The sequence below is a fragment of the Leifsonia williamsii genome (assembly GCF_030433685.1).
GTDB classification, from domain to species: domain Bacteria; phylum Actinomycetota; class Actinomycetes; order Actinomycetales; family Microbacteriaceae; genus Leifsonia; species Leifsonia williamsii.
In genome coordinates this window covers 1793045-1807969 of the sequence record NZ_JAROCF010000001.1, presented here as the reverse complement: position 1 = coordinate 1807969, position 14925 = coordinate 1793045, and the positions used below count along the sequence as shown (strand labels likewise).

Sequence of the window (14925 nt, the reverse complement as noted above, 5' to 3'; positions counted from 1 at the left end):
GGTTGACCGCATGACCGTCGTGACCACCCACCGCCTCGGCGAGCCCTGCTGGGTCGACTACGCCGCCTCCGACGTCCCCCGCGCCCGCGACTTCTACACGGCCCTGTTCGGCTGGACGGCCGAGGAGGCGGGCGAGGAGTATGGAGGCTATCTGACGTTCCTCAAGGACGGTCACCGCGTGGCCGGCCTCGGCCCCGCGATGGAGGGCGCGCAGCCGAACACCTGGCTGACGTACCTGCTCGTCGAGGACGCGGAAGCGGCGGAGCAGACGGCGAAGAAGGCGGGCGCCGAGGTCGTCGCGCCCACCATGACCGTCGGCGACCAGGGCCGCCTCGCCGTGATCGCCGACCCCGGCGGCGCGGTCGTCGGGCTCTGGGATCCGGAGCAGCACCGCGGCTTCGAGCTGGTCGCCGAGGTCGGCGGACTCGCCTGGCACGAGCTGTACGCGCGCAGCTACGCGGCCCAGGTCGAGTTCTACACGCGAGCGTTCGGCTGGAGCACGCAGGTGCTCGGCGACACGGCCGACTTCCGCTACGTGACCTTCGGCGACCCCTCCTCGCCCGCGGGCGGTGTCTATGACGCCGACGCGATGCTCCCGCCGGGCGTGCCATCGCACTGGGTGGTGTACTTCGGCGTGGCCGACGCGGCCGCCGCCTCCGAGCGCGTGGTCGAACTGGGAGGCTCGGTCGTGCGCGACCCGTGGGACAGCGAGTTCGGGACGTTCGCGCAGGTCACCGACCCCCTCGGCGGGCTGTTCTTCCTGCACCAGGTGCGCAGCAGGGAGTGACGGGGCTCACCGACCGAGACGTGCGTCCAGCCAGGCCCGCAGGTCCGCCTGTGCGGCCGCGGCCATGGGCGTCGCGTGACCGGTGAATCCGTGCGGCGCTGCCGGATAGACGCGCAGGTCGACGTCCACGCCCGCGGCCGCGAGACGCTCAGCCATGGCCTGATTGTCGGCTAGGAGGACATCCTCCTCCCCCACGATCATGAGCACGGGAGGCAGCCCCTCCACCCTCGCGAAGATCGGCGAGATGTCGGGATCGGTGCGGTCGATCGCTCCGCCCGCATAGGCCTCGATGAAGTACTCGTCGCGGATCAGGCGACCGGCCGCCGTCCGCCCGCTGAGGTCGTAGGTGCCGAACTGGAGCACGGCGCCGGCGAAGGGTGAGCCGCCGCGGTCGCGCAGCCGGACCAAGGTCGTCATCGCGAGCGTCGCACCCGCTGAGAAGCCGGCGATCGCGAGGCGGTTCGTCCCGAACCGCTCGGCCGCGTGCTCGGCGAGCCAGAGCGCCGCGGTCTCGCTGTCGTCCGGCGCGGCGGGCCAGGGATGCTCGGGCGCGAGCCGGTAGTCGACGCTCACGACGGCGACGCCGAGCGCCTCCGCCAGCTCGCCGTTGCGGCGGCCGTCGGCACCCGTCAGCCCCAGATAGAAGCCGCCGCCGTGCAGATCGAGGACGACTCCGCGAGGAGCATCGAGACCGGGTCGGAGGATCCGGAGGTCGACGGCCCGACCGCCGTGCTCGACGGTCTCGGTCGTCACCGATGGCGACGGTTCCGGTGCTCGCGCACCCTCCCGGATCGCCGCCAGCTCCGCCGCGTCGCGCGGGCCCCGGCCGCTGCCGCGTCGCTCGTAGAACGCGCGGGTCTCATCGACCAGGGCGCTCAGCCGCGGATCGATCAGCGCGATCCCGAGCCTAGTGGACGGTCGCCTGGAAGGACCGGATCTTCAGCAGCACCTCGGTGCGCAGCGTCTCGGGAGCGGTCTCCTTGCACGCCCGCTGGACCACTTCGGTCAGCACGACGTTGAGGTGCGCCTCGTCCGAGCAGCCGGCGCAGTTCGCGAGGTGCTCGCGCACATCGGCAGCATCCTCGCTGCAGAGCTCGTTGCGCAGGTACTCCTCGAGTTCGGCCTTGGCCTTGTCACAACCGCAGTCGGTCATCATTTTCTCCTGGGGGTCTGCACGGCGGAGTCCTGGACTGCAGAGAGCCCCCGCTCGTGCGCGTAGTCGGTCAGCAGCTCCCGCAGCATCCTGCGGCCGCGGTGGAGGCGGCTCATCACGGTGCCGATCGGGGTCTTCATGATGTCGGCGATCTCCTGGTACGAGAAGCCTTCGACATCGGCGAGGTAGACGGCCAGCCGGAAGTCCTCCGGGATGGCCTGCAGCGCGTCCTTGACGGCGCTGTCGGGCAGGTGGTCGATCGCCTCCGCCTCGGCCGAGCGGCTGGAGGCGGCGGACATGGACTCCGCACCGCCCAGCTGCCAGTCCTCGAGCTCGTCGATCGTGCCCTGGTACGGCTCGCGCTGCTTCTTGCGGTAGGTGTTGATGAACGTGTTGGTGAGGATGCGGTACAGCCACGCCTTCAGGTTCGTGCCCTGCTTGAACTGGGCGAACGCGCCGTACGCCTTCACGTACGTCTCCTGCACCAGGTCCTGTGCGTCCGACGGGTTCCTGGTCATGCGGAGGGCCGCCGCGTAGAGCTGGTCCATGAAGGGCAGGGCCTGCTCCTCGAAGAGGCGGCCCTGATCCTGCGTCTCTGTGGTCATCACCGGCCAGTCTAAACGCGCCTCCGGGATGGGGGGAGCGTCGAGCACGGCGGTCGCGAGAGCCACGGGCAGCCTTCCTCTGGTCGGAAACGGATAATCTTGACAACAATGCTGATCTCGAAATATTCCGCCCCCGACTTCGACCCGTACGGCGACAACCGCACGGACGAGCCGAACACGCTCTGGCCCGCGCCCGTCGCGGCCGGACCGGTGTCGGCCTCCGTCTCCCTCCCCGGGTCCAAGTCGCTGACGGCACGCGAGCTCGTGCTCTCCGCCCTCGCCGACGGGCCGTCGCTGCTGCGCGCGCCGCTGCACTCCCGCGACACGGTGAACATGGTGGAGGCGCTGCGGGCGCTGGGCGTGACCATCGAGGAGCGGCCGGGCTCCGGCGAGTTCGGCTCCGACCTGCTGGTGACGCCGGCGGAGGAGCTGCTGGGCAGCACGACCATCGAGTGCGGCCAGGCCGGGACCGTCATGCGGTTCGTGCCGCCGGTCGCCGGCCTCGCGCTCGGCCCGACGATGTTCGACGCGGACGACTCGGCCCGCGGGCGCCCGATGCACGCCATCATCTCCGCGCTGCGCGCGCTCGGCGTCGACGTGAACGACGACGGCCGCGGCGCGCTGCCCTTCACCGTGCACGGCACCGGCTCGGTCCGCGGCGGCGCCGTCGAGGTCGACGCCTCCAGCAGCAGCCAGTTCGTCAGCGCCCTGCTGCTGTCGGCGAGCCGGTTCGAGGAGGGCCTCGACCTGACGCACGCCGGCGAGCGCCTCCCCAGCCTCCCGCACATCGAGATGACGATCGCGGCGCTGGCGGCGCGCGGGGTCACCGTGGAGTCGCCGGAGGTCGGGCACTGGATCGTGCGGCCCGGCGCCATCGCGGCGCGCGACGTCGACATCGAGCCCGACCTCTCGAACGCGGCACCGTTCCTGGCGGCTGCGGTGGTGACGGGAGGCTCGGTGACGATCACCGGCTGGCCCGCGTCGACCACCCAGGTCGGGGCGGACCTCATCGACCTGCTGCCGCTGTTCGGCGCGACCGTGACGCGCGACGGCGACCGGCTCACCGTGACGGGTCCGGAGCGTATCCAGGGCGTCCAGCTCGACCTGACCACCGGCGGCGAGCTGGCTCCCGCGCTGGTGGCGATCGCCGCGCTGGCGGAGTCGCCCAGCGAGATCACGGGCATCGGGCACATCCGCCACCACGAGACCGACCGGCTCGCGGCGCTGGCGGCCGAGCTGAACGGGCTGGGCGGCGCCGTCACCGAGCTGGAGGACGGCCTGCGCATCGAGCCGCGGCCCCTCCACGGCGGCGTGTGGCGCAGCTACGAGGACCACCGGATGGCGACCGCCGGCGCGATCGTCGGACTGGTGGTGCCCGGCGTCGAGATCGAGAACGTCGGCACGACGGCGAAGACCCTCCCCCAGTTCACCGAGCTCTGGAGCCGCATGCTGCAGGACGGCGCCGCGTAATCATGTCGTGGTGGGCGGACGACGACGACGAGGATGAGGGCGCCTACGCGGAGTACGACGAGTCGGCCGTCCGCACCCGTCCGAATCCGAAGGGCAACCGTCCTCGCACGAAGACGCGTCCTGAGCATGCGGACGCGGAGATCGCGCGCGTGCTCGGTGTCGACCGCGGGCGATACACCGTGCTCCTGGACGAGGGCGGCGACGACGAGCGCCAGCTGACCGCCGCGCGGGCGAGCGAGCTGCGCCGCCAGGCCATCGTGACCGGCGACCGCGTGGCCGTGGTCGGCGACACCTCCGGCGAGGAGGGGACGCTCGGCCGCATCGTCCGGATCGAGCCGCGCACCACCCTCCTGCGACGGAGCGCCGACGACACCGACGAGGTGGAGCGGGTGGTGGTCGCGAACGCGGACCAGATGCTCATCGTGGTGGCCGCCGCCAACCCGGAGCCGCGCACGCGGCTCGTCGACCGCTACCTCGTCGCGGCATACGACGCGGCGATCGAGCCGATGCTCTGCGTGACCAAGATCGACCTGGCCGACCCCGGTCCGTTCCTGGAGAACTTCGCAGGGCTCGACCTGCCGGTGTTCACCAGCCGGGAGGACCACATCCCCGTGGACGAGATCCGCGCGGCGCTGGTCGGCCACGACACGGTCGTCGTCGGACACTCGGGCGTCGGCAAGTCCACGCTCGTCAACGCGATCGTGCCGGGCGCGGGCCGGGCGACCGGGCACGTGAACGCCGTGACGGGTCGCGGACGGCACACCTCCTCCTCCACCGTCTCGCTGCGCGTGGAGAACGGGGAGGGGCACGGCTGGGTCATCGACACCCCCGGCGTGCGGTCGTTCGGGCTCGGCCACGTGAACACCGACAGCATCCTCAAGTCCTTCACCGACCTCGCCGCGCTGGCGGAGGACTGCCCGCGCGGCTGCACGCACCTCCCGGACGCGCCGGACTGCGCCATCCAGGAGGCCGTGGACGCCGGCGCGCTGGGTGAGACCGGCCGCGCGCGCCTGGACTCGCTGCAGCGCCTCCTGCTGACCTTCGCGCGCTGAGAGCGCTGCGCGCTGAGCGCGCTGCGCGCGGAGCGCGCTGCGCGTTGAGTGCGCTGCGCTGGGAGAATGGGGGCATGACTGATGTGCGACTCGAAGCGGGCCAGGCGGCTCCCGCATTCACCCTGACCGACCAGGACGGCTCGCCCGTCTCGCTCGGCGACTACGCCGGCGACAACGTGATCGTGTACTTCTACCCGGCGGCCATGACCCCGGGGTGCACGAAGGAGGCGTGCGACTTCCGCGACAACCTCAACTCGCTGAAGTCCAGCGGCTACACCGTGCTGGGCATCTCGAAGGACGCGCCCGCGAAGAACAAGCAGTTCCAGGAGCAGGAGGGCCTCAACTTCCCGCTGCTCTCCGACGAGGACCTCGCCGTGCACCAGGCGTACGGCGCCTACGGCGAGAAGAAGCTCTACGGCAAGGTGGTAGAGGGCGTCATCCGCTCGACGTTCGTCATCGACCCCGACGGCAGCGTCCGCCTCCCGCTCTACAACGTGAAGGCCACCGGCCACGTCGCGTCGCTGCGCAAGAAGCTCGGCCTGGACTGACGCCGAGCGCCCCGCCGACCGCGCCGATCAGGGTGCGGGGAGGCGGGGCACCGACGCCAGCAGGCGGCGCGTGTAGGCGTCGGCCGGCGAGCGCAGCACCTCGGCGGTCGGGCCCTGCTCGACCACGCGGCCGCCCTGCAGCACGACGGTCTGCTCGCAGAGCGACGCCACGACGCCGAGGTCGTGCGAGACCATGACGACCGTCAGGCCCTCGCGCTCGGACAGCTCGCCGAGCAGCTCGATGATCTGGATGCGCGTCGTCACGTCCAGCGCGCTCACCGGCTCGTCGGCCAGCAGGACCCGCGGACGCGAGACGATCGCGCGGGCGATCGCGATGCGCTGACGCTGCCCGCCCGAGAACTCGTGCGGATAGCGTTCGGCCGCGTCGGCCGGAAGGGCGACCTCGCGCAGCGCCGCCGCCACGCGATCGCGCGCGTCCGCCCCGGACGCGATGCGCAGCGACCGCAGCGGCTCCGCCACGATGCGGCCGACGCTCTGCCGTGGGTCGAGGGACGAGTACGGGTCCTGGAAGACGGTCTGCACGCTGCGTCGGAACTCCCGCATGCGGGCGCGGTCGCGCCGGTCGAGCGGGGCGCCGTCGAACAGGATCTCGCCCGTCGTCGGCGTCGACAGCCCGAGCAGGAGCGACAGGAGTGTCGTCTTGCCCGCGCCCGACTCCCCCACGAGGCCGACGCTGCGGCCCGCCTCGACGGCGAGCGACACGCCCTGCAGCGCGGGCGCCGCAGCACGCCGGTACTGGAACCCGGCGTCGCGGAGTTCGAGGATGGCCGTCATCGCGCCTCCAGGGCTGCGTCGAGCTCGCGGGCGCTGCGCACCAGCTCGGCCGTGTAGGGGTCGGAGGGCGCGGTCAGCAGGCGCGCCAGCGGCCCCTCCTCCACGACGCGTCCACCGCGCATGACGAGCGCCCTGTCGGTCATGCGCGAGACGACGGCGAGGTCGTGGCTGACGAAGAGCAGGGCCATGCCGCGCTCGGCGACCAGCGTGTCGAGCAGGGCGAGGATGTCGGCCTGCACGGTCACGTCGAGCGCCGTGGTCGGCTCGTCGGCGATCAGCAGCTGCGGGCGGCACGCCAGCGCGGCCGCGATGGCGACGCGCTGGCGCTGGCCGCCGGAGATCTCGTGCGGGTACGCGCGGGCGATGCGCTCGGGCTCGGGGAGGCGGACCTCCGTCAGCGCGCCGAGCACGGCCTCCCGCAGCGCGGCCCCCTTCAGCCCGAGGTGCCGGCGCAGCGGGCCGGCGACCTGCGCGCCGAGCCGCATGAGGGAATCGAGCGCGGTGAGCGGCTCCTGGAACACCATCGACGCCGTGCGCCCGCGCAGCGGCACCAGGTCGCGCTCCTTCGCGCCGACAACCTGCACGCCCGCCAGCTCGACGCTCCCGGAGGCGGTCAGCCCCTCGGGAAGCAGCCCGAGCGCGGCGAAGGAGGTCAGCGACTTGCCGGAGCCGGACTCGCCGATCAGACTCAGCCGCTCCCCCGCGTCGAGCGAGAACGACACGTCGTGTACGAGCGGCGACCCGTCGCGGGCGGACACCCGCAGGTTGCGCACGTCGAGGATCATCGCGATCGCCTCCTCGTCGGGTCGGCGACGTCGCGCAGGCCGTCGGCGACCATGTTGACCCCGATCACCAGCACGACGATCGCCACACCGGGTGCGATGGCGCCGACCGGCGCGGTGCCGACGGTTCCCTGGGCCTCCTGCAGGAGCCGCCCCCACGATGCGTTGGGCGGCGGCGCGCCGAGCCCCAGGTACGACAGGCTCGCCTCAGCCAGCACGGCGATCCCGAACTGCAGCGCGAGGTTGACCAGCAGGGTCGGCCAGATGTTCGGGAGGATGTGCCGCCCGATGACGCCCGGCCACGACGTGCCCGACGTGCGGGCCGCGGTCACGTACTGCTGCGACAGCACGCGCTTCGCCAGCACGCGCGTCAGCCGCGCGATCACCGACGACATCGCCAGGCCGATCGCGACGATCGCCGTCCCGAGCGACGCCCCCTGGGCGGCCACGATCAGCATGGCGAGCAGGAGGGTCGGGAAGGCGATCAGAATGTCGAGGAACGCCGAGATGGTGTCGTCGAGCCACGAGGTGGCGAAGGCCGCCAGCAGCCCCAGCACGACGCCGACGAGCGCGCCGATCGCGACAGAGCCGAGCCCGACGGCGATCGCGATGCGCGCGCCCACCATCAGCTGCGCGAGGAGGTCGCGCCCGAGCCGGTCGGTGCCCAGCCAGTGCTCCGGCCCGGGGTGCTCCAGCCTCCCGCCGCCCGTGTCGCTCGGCGCGTACGGGAGCCAGAAGAACGACACCAGCGCGACCAGCACCACGAGTCCGACCAGCACCAGCCCGATGCCCAGCGTGACGGACCGGCGACGCCGGCGGCGCGCCACCGTTCGGGGGTCGGGAGCGGCGCCCTGCGCCGCGGCCTGCTCGACGACCGCGCTCATCGGTTGCCCGAGATGCTGTGCCGCAGGCGCGGGTCCACGAGCCGCTGCACGATGTCGGCGGCGAAGCCGATGACGAGCACGGCGAACGTGGAGACGAACAGGATGCCCTGGATGTTCGGATAGTCGTGCTGCTCGATCGCGTTGAGCAGCATGCTCCCGAGCCCGGGCAGGGTGTAGACGCTCTCGACGACCACCGCTCCGAGGAACGTGGTCGCGAGCTCGATGCCGAGGATGGAGATGACGGGGACGGCGCCGTTGCGCAGCCCGTGCCTCCACATGGCCGCGCCGAAGCCGGAACCGAGGGCGCGCGCGTTGCGCAGGTAGTCGCTCCCGATGACGTCGAGCGTCGCGCTGCGCACGTACCGCGAGATGGAGGCGCTCATGACGATCGCGATGGTGATGATCGGCAGCGCCAGCGCCTCGAGCGCCGCCGCCGGATCGGCCCAGTCGTCGCGCGGGAACCCGCCCGCCGGGAACCAGCGCAGGTTGATCGAGAACACGCTCACCAGCAGGATGCCGACCCAGAACACTGGAACGGCGATGCCGAGCTGCGAGAAGGCGGACAGCGCGATGCCGTACCAGCGGTCGCTCTTCCAGCCGGCGACGAAGCCGATCGGGAGGGCGAGCACGAGCGCGAGCAGGAACGACAGGAGCGTGAGCGGCACGGTGACCGCGAGCCGGGACGCGATCTCGGGCCCGACCGGGAGGGAGCTGACGAACGACTCCCCCAGGTTCAGCGACAGCAGGCTGCCGAACCAGGTCGCGAACTGCTCGAGCAGGGGCCTGTCGCTGCCCACCTGGGCGCGTGCGGCCTCCACCTGCTCCGGCGTCGCGTTGACCGAGAGCAGCGCGTTGGCCGGGTCGCCAGGAAGTACGCGCAGCAGGAAGAACAGGACGACCATGGCGAGCAGCAGCGACACCAGCAGGAAGCCGGTGCGGCGCAGGAGGTAGGAAGCCATGATCCTCTCAGCGTAGATGCTCGGAGAGCCGCCCTCGCGGCCCTCCGAGCATCTGTGGACAACTCGTGGAGCGGTGTTACTTCTTGACGATGTCGTAGGTGTAGAACGTCGAGTTCAGACCGTTCACGGTGTACCCGCTGAGGTCGCTCGACGCCACCACGATCTGCGGCGTGAGGTAGAGCCAGACGCTCGCGGCGTCCTTCGCGATCTGCTCGTTGACCTGCTTGAGCTTCGCGGTCTGCTCGTCCGTGGTCGAGGACTGCTCGGCCTCCTTCACCCACTGGGTGACCTGCGGGTTGTTGTAGCCCCAGTAGAAGTCCGGGTTGCCGTACCAGACCACGTCGCGGTCGTTGACGTGCTCCTGCAGGGTCGCCTCGAAGTCGTGGTCCTTGAAGACCTTCGAGTACCACTCGTCCGCCGAGATGGAGTTGATGTTGACCGTGATGCCGACCTTCGCCAGCTCGCTCTTCACGAACTCCGCCACCGCGGGGTGCGGGTCGTAGGTCGGGGTGTCGAGCGTGAACGTGAAGCCGTCGGGCAGGCCGGCCGCGGCCAGCTCCTTCTTGGCGAGGTTCACGTCGTACGGGTTCACCTTGGTGAGGTCCTCGTACCAGGGGTCGCTCGGCGGGACCATCGAGCCGATGAGCGTGCCGTAGTCGCCCCAGATGGACGAGAGCAGCTTCTTGGTGTCGATGGCCGAGTAGACGGCCTTGCGGACCTCGGGCTTGTCGAAGGGGGCGACGCGGTCGTTGAAGGCGAGGAGCTCCTTGACCGTCGACTTGCCGTCGTTGATCGTGTAGTCCTTGTTGTCCTTCAGCTGGTCCAGCGTGTCGGGGCTCTGGATGTTCGTGACGATGTCGACCTGGTTGGTCACCAGCGCGTTGGAGAGGGCGGAGGCGTCGGTGAAGTAGTCGAACACGACCTCCTTGTTCTTCGCCTTCTCTCCCCAATAGCCGTCCCAGCGGACGATGTTCAGCGAGCTGCCGCGCTTCCAGGTGCCGAGCTTGTAGGGGCCCGTGCCGTCCTCGGCGGTCTTGAGGTTCTTCACGCCGGTGCCGGTCATCCACACGTAGCTGAGGTTGTACGGCAGCGAGATGGAGCGCTCGGAGAGGTGGATGACGGCGGTGTGGGCGTCCGGGGTGTCGATGCCCGAGATGACCGCCAGCTGCGACTTGCGGGCCGACTGCGAGTTCTCGGCGGTGACGCGCTCGATGCTGCGCTTGACGTCGGCGGAGGTGAACTCGGCGCCGGAGTGGAACTTCACGCCCTCGCGGAGGGTGAAGGTGTACGTCAGGCCGTCGGGGCTGGTCGTGTACTTCGTGGCCAGCAGGGGCTCGACCTTGCCGTCGTCGGTGAGCTTGAACAGGCCCTCGTAGACGTTGCCGTTGAACGCCTCGGTGACGCCGCTGCCGCTGCCGGCCGTGTTGTCGAGGTTGACGGGCTCGTTCTGCGAGCCGACGGCGATGGTCGCGTCGCTGCCGGAGGCGCTGGACGACGAGCCGCCCGCGCAGCCGGCGAGGGCCAGGGCCGAGGCGAGGCCGATCGCGAGCGTCGCGATGAAGGGGGTCTTTCTCACGGAGTTCTCCTGTGTGCTGTGAGTGGAGCGGAGGATGTGCCGGGGGCCGGCGGTCAGTGGGCGGCGCCGCCGCGGAGCACGACGCGCTTCTCTCCGGCCCTGACGGGCACGCCGAAGCGGTTGTTCCGGGGCGGCAGCGGACAGTTGTACTGGTCCGAGAAGCCGCACGGAGGCACGAACGCCCGGTTGAAGTCGAGCACCGCGCGGTCGCCGTCGCGACGGACGAACAGGAAGCGGCCGGAGGCGTACGTGCCGTCCTCGCCCTCCGCGCCGTTCGTCGGGTCGCCGAAGACGAGCAGCAGCGTGCCGTCGTCGTCGAAGGCGCTCAGCGTGTAGTCGACGCCGTCGCGCGTGAAGGTGATGTCACCGGGGACCACGAGGTCGCGGGTGAGGCCGTTGTCGCGGATGTGCTCGAACGGGATGGTGCGGTCGCCCTCGACCGGCGTGAAGGTCGCCTCGATCACCCACGCGGGGTCGAACGGGAACGCCTCGATCGTCTCGTACGCCTGGATGGCGGGCGATGCGGCATCCCAGAGGCGGATGCCGCGCTGCGGCTCGCCCGTGTCGAGGTCGCGGCGGCTGAGCTCGGTGGCGGTCACGGTCTCCGGCTGCCCGGCCAGCGCCTGCTCCGGCGTGGTCTCGTCGCCCGGCTCCAGCCAGCGGGTCTCGATCAGCGCCAGGTTGCCGGTGGGCTCCGCGACGCTGCGCAGCCTCCATGCGCGCCACTCCTCGTAGCCGTCGCGCGCGTCGGCGACGGTGGAGCGGAGGGTGTGGGAGGCGGTGGCGGGGGATGCGGAGAGATCAGTCACGATGTCGGGCATAACCATCCGAGTCTGCGACTTGTTCCCACCCGTTCACGATTCGTGTTGCTCCGTGTTGCGCGCGGTCGCCTGCACGACGCGCGGCGTGAGCGCCAGCACACCCGCCACCAGTGCCGGCACGAGCAGCGCCCAGCCGAGGTCGGGCCGCGCGTAGAGGCCCTGGAAGCAGCCGACGGCGACCGCGATCTGCAGCACCTGGATGGTCACGGCCGACGCGCGCGCCCACGAGCGCCTGCGCAGGATGCCGACCGCGGTCGCGATCACCCACACCGCGGCGAGCAGCACGAGCACGAGGATCGCGACGGCCGTCGTGTACGACTGGGGCGTGAGCGTGAGGAGGTCGATGAGCAGCCAGACGGCCAGCCCGACGACGAGCGCGGCCTCCAGGAACAGGATCGCGGCGAGGACGAGCAGGGTGGCTGGCCGCGGTGAAGGGGCGCTGCGGGGGTCCGGCACTATAGCATCCTGACGTTTCGGGCGGGTGTTCACAGCGTTATCCCATACAAAACTATTGATCCGGATCAACTGCTATGGGAGCATGTTCGAGGTCGAGTTGATGCTCACAGGGTTGTGGGCAGGTCTTAGTTCATCGGATCTGAAGAACCCTGCAACCCGGCTGCTTATCTGAATTCTAGGCCCATCGGGCCGGGAGACACCCAGCGAAACAAGGAGCACATCTTCATGGATTGGCGCGACAAAGCCGCCTGCCTGACCGCGGACCCCGAGCTGTTCTTCCCCGTGGGGAACACCGGCCCCGCCGTCGACCAGATCGACAAGGCGAAGGCGGTCTGCGCCCGCTGCACCGTCACCGAGATCTGCCTGCAGTACGCCCTCGAGACCGGTCAGGACTCGGGCGTCTGGGGAGGTCTCTCCGAGGACGAGCGCCGCGCCCTCAAGCGCCGCGCCGCCCGCGCCCGCCGCGCCTCCTGACCGAGGCCGGCTGATCCACCCGGCGACCCGAAACCGCCGGACAGCACTCCCCGCCGAGGCGGCGCTCCGAACACCTAGCAGGATGGAGCGCCCCTCGGCTGTTTCTTCGGCCGCCCGCTACGCCTTCGTGAGGTAGCGCAGCGGCACCTCGATGGTGACCTCGGTCCCCTGCCCCATCATCGTGTGCCAGTCGATCGCTCCCCCGAGCTCGCCCTGGATCAGCGTGCGCACGATCTGCGTGCCGAGCCCGGAGCCGACCTTGCCCTCCGGCAGGCCGGAGCCGTTGTCGACGACCTTCACGGTGAGCGAGTCCTCGGAGCGGTCGGCCACGATCTCCACCTGGCCCTCGCGCCCGGCGAGACCGTGCTCCACCGCGTTCGTCACGAGTTCGGTCAGGGCCAGCGCCAGCGGGGTGGCGTACTCGCTCGGCAGCTTGCCGAAGGTGCCCGACTTCTTCGGGTGCACCGTCGTCGTGTGGCTCGCCGCGACCTCCGCCACGAGCAGCAGCACCCGGTCGAACACGTCGTCGAAGTCCACGATCTGCGCGAGGCCGGTCGACAGCGTGTCGTGCACGACCGCGATCGCCGCGACGCGGCGCATCGCCTGGCTCAGCGCCTCCCTGGCCTCCTCGGAGTGCGTGCGGCGCGCCTGGATGCGCAGCAGCGACGCGACGGTCTGCAGGTTGTTCTTGACGCGGTGGTGGATCTCGCGGATCGTCGCGTCCTTCGTGATCAGCTCGCGCTCCTGGTGCCGCTGCTCGGAGACGTCGCGGCAGAGCACGATCGCGCCCACCCGCTCGCCGCGGTTGCGGATCGGGATGGCGCGCAGCGAGACGGTCACCCCGCGCGCCTCGATGTCGGTCCGCCAGGGCGCGCGGCCGGTCACGACGAGCGGCAGCGACTCGTCGGTGGTGATGGAGCCGGTGAGGAGGCCCGTGGTGACGGTGGCGAGGGACTCCCCCTCCAGCTCACCGGTGAAGCCCATGCGGTTGAAGGCGCTGAGCGCGTTCGGGCTCGCGAAGGTGGTGATGCCGTCGACGTCGAGCCGGATGAGGCCGTCGGCCGCACGCGGCTGGCCGCGGCGCGGGGCGGCGGGCGCGCCCAGGTCCGGGAAGTCGCCGGTCGCGATCATGTCGAACAGGTCGTTGGCGCAGGCGTTGAAGGTGAGCTCCTGGCGGCTCGGCGTGCGCGCCTCGCTGAGGTTCGTGTGCCGGGTGATCACCGCCACCGGCTCGTCGGCGGTCTGCGGCGAGTGGACCGTCAGGCGGCGGATGACCGGGATCGCGCGCACGCGGGTCGGCGTCTCCTCGTACCAGTCCGGCGCGGAGGTGTCGATGATCGCCTTGGTGCTGTACGCGTCGGTGACCTGCTGCCGCCATTCGGGCTTGATCCGCTGGCCGACGAAGTCGCGGTAGAACAGCGTCGCCGCGCTGGACGGGCGGGAGTGCGCCACCGCCACGAAGTCGTCATCGGTCGTCGGGACCCAGAGCACGATGTCGGCGAACGCCAGGTCGGCGAGCAGCTGCAGGTCGCCGACGAGGCCGTGCAGCCACTCCACGTCCTCCTCGGAGGACCGACCCTGGGCATGGACGAGATCACTGAGCGTCGACACCCCCTCAGTGTATGCGGACCGCACGGAACGCCCCGGCCGTCCCTCCACAGCAGCGTTGGTGCCCTGGACCTTGCGCACTACCCCTGAAAGAGTGTCATCCGTTCGCGACCCGCCAGGCACCACGCGAACTCACAGCACCGTTTGCACCAAGGAGTCACCATGCCCGCCACAGCACTGCAGAACACCCTCGTCGACGACGCCGCCGCTGAGGAGCCGATGGTCGTCGAGGACGCGCCGACGCCCGCCCGGGAGGCGGCGCCGACCGCGGCCGACGCGGCGCGGATCGCCGCAGACAAGGCCGTCGTAGCGTCGTCGGGCCGCTCGCATCGCGCGCCGCACCTCCGTGCGGTGGAGCCGCTGCGGGAGCCGTCGGACCGGGACCGCGCGATCGCCGCGCACCCCTCCAGCCGCCGCTCCTGGGACTCGGACGCACGCCCGATGCTCCGAGCCGTCGAAGACATGGCGGGCAGCGCACTCACGCAAGCCGCAGAGCCTCACACGCAAGCGGAGGCGCCCGGTACGGAGCCGGGCTCCCCCACCGCGATCGCTCCGGTTCCCGAGGTCGCCCCGGTCGAGCGCGCGGGACGCATGGACGACCCCGAGCAGCTCTGCGCCGCCCTCGCGCTCTGCGTCGTCGAGATCATCGCGGGGGCCCGGCCGCTCGATCAGGTCGCGTACTGGGTCACCGACGCGGTCTACGTGCACCTCCTCCGCCGCACCGTGATCGCCGCCCGGGCTCGCGCCGTCGCCGCCGAGGAGCCGATGCGTCCGCGGGTGCGGATCGGCGCACCGCACCTCTTCGAGCCGCGGGAGGGCGTCGTGGAGGCGGTGGTCATGGTCCACCAGACCCCTCGCTCCCGCGCGATGACGATCCGGTTGGAGCGCCACCGCTCGCGCTGGCGCGCGACGGCGCTGTCGATGCTGTGAGCGGGGCACGCCCGTGACAAGCGGA

Annotated in this window: 17 protein-coding genes; 6 read left to right on the top strand and 11 right to left on the bottom strand. The window is 71.1% G+C overall.

All coding sequences use genetic code 11. The annotated features are described in order from the left end of the window. Positions 1-10: 10 nt before the first annotated feature. On the top strand, positions 11-787 hold the full coding sequence (locus tag P5G50_RS08440) for a VOC family protein (protein WP_301210974.1): 777 nt from the start codon (positions 11-13) through the stop codon (positions 785-787). A 6-nt stretch (positions 788-793) separates the two neighbouring features. Here P5G50_RS08440 and P5G50_RS08435 read toward each other — a convergent pair whose 3' ends face one another. The 3 genes from P5G50_RS08435 to P5G50_RS08425 form a co-directional block, all read right to left on the bottom strand. Beyond that, positions 794-1540 (bottom strand): alpha/beta hydrolase, encoded by a 747-nt coding sequence (locus tag P5G50_RS08435; protein ID WP_301210977.1) that lies wholly within the window; start codon positions 1538-1540, stop codon positions 794-796. Positions 1541-1694: 154 nt separating this feature from the next. After that, the gene (locus P5G50_RS08430) at positions 1695-1940 is read right to left on the bottom strand and encodes a zf-HC2 domain-containing protein (protein ID WP_301210979.1); all 246 of its coding nucleotides are present in this window, start codon (positions 1938-1940) and stop codon (positions 1695-1697) included. Continuing rightward, entirely contained in the window at positions 1940-2545 is a 606-nt protein-coding gene (locus tag P5G50_RS08425; RefSeq protein WP_301211408.1) for a sigma-70 family RNA polymerase sigma factor, read from the bottom strand. Before P5G50_RS08425 ends, P5G50_RS08430 begins: the two co-directional genes overlap by 1 nt. A 108-nt stretch (positions 2546-2653) precedes the next feature. On the opposite strand from P5G50_RS08425, the gene aroA reads away from it, so the two are divergent. From aroA to bcp, 3 genes are all read left to right on the top strand, one after another. Further along, positions 2654-4015 carry a 3-phosphoshikimate 1-carboxyvinyltransferase gene (gene aroA, locus P5G50_RS08420; protein ID WP_301210981.1) on the top strand — a complete coding sequence of 454 codons (1362 nt, stop codon included), beginning with the start codon at positions 2654-2656 and terminating at the stop codon, positions 4013-4015. Between the two features lie 2 nt (positions 4016-4017). Further along, positions 4018-5067 carry a ribosome small subunit-dependent GTPase A gene (rsgA, locus tag P5G50_RS08415; RefSeq protein WP_301210982.1) on the top strand — a complete coding sequence of 350 codons (1050 nt, stop codon included), beginning with the start codon at positions 4018-4020 and terminating at the stop codon, positions 5065-5067. Positions 5068-5141: 74 nt separating this feature from the next. Then, the gene (gene bcp, locus P5G50_RS08410) at positions 5142-5615 is read left to right on the top strand and encodes a thioredoxin-dependent thiol peroxidase (protein WP_301210985.1); all 474 of its coding nucleotides are present in this window, start codon (positions 5142-5144) and stop codon (positions 5613-5615) included. A 27-nt stretch (positions 5616-5642) separates the two neighbouring features. On the opposite strand, the gene P5G50_RS08405 is transcribed toward bcp, so the two are convergent. From P5G50_RS08405 to P5G50_RS08375, 7 genes are all read right to left on the bottom strand, one after another. Beyond that, a complete protein-coding gene (locus P5G50_RS08405) occupies positions 5643-6410 on the bottom strand; it encodes an ABC transporter ATP-binding protein (protein WP_301210987.1) in 768 nt (255 codons plus the stop codon). After that, a complete protein-coding gene (locus P5G50_RS08400; protein WP_301210989.1) occupies positions 6407-7195 on the bottom strand; it encodes an ATP-binding cassette domain-containing protein in 789 nt (262 codons plus the stop codon). Before P5G50_RS08400 ends, P5G50_RS08405 begins: the two co-directional genes overlap by 4 nt. Next, a complete protein-coding gene (locus P5G50_RS08395) occupies positions 7192-8076 on the bottom strand; it encodes an ABC transporter permease (RefSeq protein ID WP_301210991.1) in 885 nt (294 codons plus the stop codon). The genes P5G50_RS08400 and P5G50_RS08395 overlap by 4 nt, the downstream gene beginning before the upstream one ends. Then, on the bottom strand, positions 8073-9035 hold the full coding sequence (locus P5G50_RS08390; protein WP_301210993.1) for an ABC transporter permease: 963 nt from the start codon (positions 9033-9035) through the stop codon (positions 8073-8075). The genes P5G50_RS08395 and P5G50_RS08390 overlap by 4 nt, the downstream gene beginning before the upstream one ends. Positions 9036-9111: 76 nt before the next feature. Continuing rightward, complete coding sequence (locus tag P5G50_RS08385) at positions 9112-10611, bottom strand: ABC transporter substrate-binding protein (protein ID WP_301210995.1); 1500 nt, start codon at positions 10609-10611, stop codon at positions 9112-9114. A 53-nt stretch (positions 10612-10664) separates the two neighbouring features. Beyond that, a complete protein-coding gene (locus P5G50_RS08380) occupies positions 10665-11432 on the bottom strand; it encodes a DUF1684 domain-containing protein (protein ID WP_301210996.1) in 768 nt (255 codons plus the stop codon). A gap of 33 nt (positions 11433-11465) precedes the next feature. Next, positions 11466-11888 (bottom strand): hypothetical protein, encoded by a 423-nt coding sequence (locus tag P5G50_RS08375; protein WP_301210998.1) that lies wholly within the window; start codon positions 11886-11888, stop codon positions 11466-11468. A gap of 225 nt (positions 11889-12113) precedes the next feature. On the opposite strand from P5G50_RS08375, the gene P5G50_RS08370 reads away from it, so the two are divergent. Then, positions 12114-12362 carry a WhiB family transcriptional regulator gene (locus P5G50_RS08370; protein ID WP_018190103.1) on the top strand — a complete coding sequence of 83 codons (249 nt, stop codon included), beginning with the start codon at positions 12114-12116 and terminating at the stop codon, positions 12360-12362. Positions 12363-12479: 117 nt separating this feature from the next. Here P5G50_RS08370 and P5G50_RS08365 read toward each other — a convergent pair whose 3' ends face one another. Further along, positions 12480-13973: a sensor histidine kinase gene (locus P5G50_RS08365; RefSeq protein ID WP_301210999.1), complete on the bottom strand. Its 1494-nt coding sequence runs from the start codon at positions 13971-13973 to the stop codon at positions 12480-12482. A 159-nt stretch (positions 13974-14132) separates the two neighbouring features. Here P5G50_RS08365 and P5G50_RS08360 point away from each other — a divergent pair, with 159 nt between their 5' ends. Continuing rightward, positions 14133-14900, top strand: coding sequence for an Rv3235 family protein (locus P5G50_RS08360; protein ID WP_301211001.1), 768 nt, complete (start codon positions 14133-14135; stop codon positions 14898-14900). Positions 14901-14925: the final 25 nt, after the last annotated feature.

Coding starts and splice junctions, on each gene's coding strand:
- P5G50_RS08440 (WP_301210974.1), top strand. CDS start 11: ATGACCGTCGTGACCACCCACCGCCTCGGCGAGCCCTGCTGGGTCGAC.
- P5G50_RS08430 (WP_301210979.1), bottom strand. CDS start 1,940: ATGACCGACTGCGGTTGTGACAAGGCCAAGGCCGAACTCGAGGAGTAC.
- P5G50_RS08425 (WP_301211408.1), bottom strand. CDS start 2,545: ATGACCACAGAGACGCAGGATCAGGGCCGCCTCTTCGAGGAGCAGGCC.
- aroA (WP_301210981.1), top strand. CDS start 2,654: ATGCTGATCTCGAAATATTCCGCCCCCGACTTCGACCCGTACGGCGAC.
- rsgA (WP_301210982.1), top strand. CDS start 4,018: ATGTCGTGGTGGGCGGACGACGACGACGAGGATGAGGGCGCCTACGCG.
- bcp (WP_301210985.1), top strand. CDS start 5,142: ATGACTGATGTGCGACTCGAAGCGGGCCAGGCGGCTCCCGCATTCACC.
- P5G50_RS08405 (WP_301210987.1), bottom strand. CDS start 6,410: ATGACGGCCATCCTCGAACTCCGCGACGCCGGGTTCCAGTACCGGCGT.
- P5G50_RS08400 (WP_301210989.1), bottom strand. CDS start 7,195: ATGATCCTCGACGTGCGCAACCTGCGGGTGTCCGCCCGCGACGGGTCG.
- P5G50_RS08395 (WP_301210991.1), bottom strand. CDS start 8,076: ATGAGCGCGGTCGTCGAGCAGGCCGCGGCGCAGGGCGCCGCTCCCGAC.
- P5G50_RS08390 (WP_301210993.1), bottom strand. CDS start 9,035: ATGGCTTCCTACCTCCTGCGCCGCACCGGCTTCCTGCTGGTGTCGCTG.
- P5G50_RS08380 (WP_301210996.1), bottom strand. CDS start 11,432: ATGCCCGACATCGTGACTGATCTCTCCGCATCCCCCGCCACCGCCTCC.
- P5G50_RS08370 (WP_018190103.1), top strand. CDS start 12,114: ATGGATTGGCGCGACAAAGCCGCCTGCCTGACCGCGGACCCCGAGCTG.
- P5G50_RS08360 (WP_301211001.1), top strand. CDS start 14,133: ATGCCCGCCACAGCACTGCAGAACACCCTCGTCGACGACGCCGCCGCT.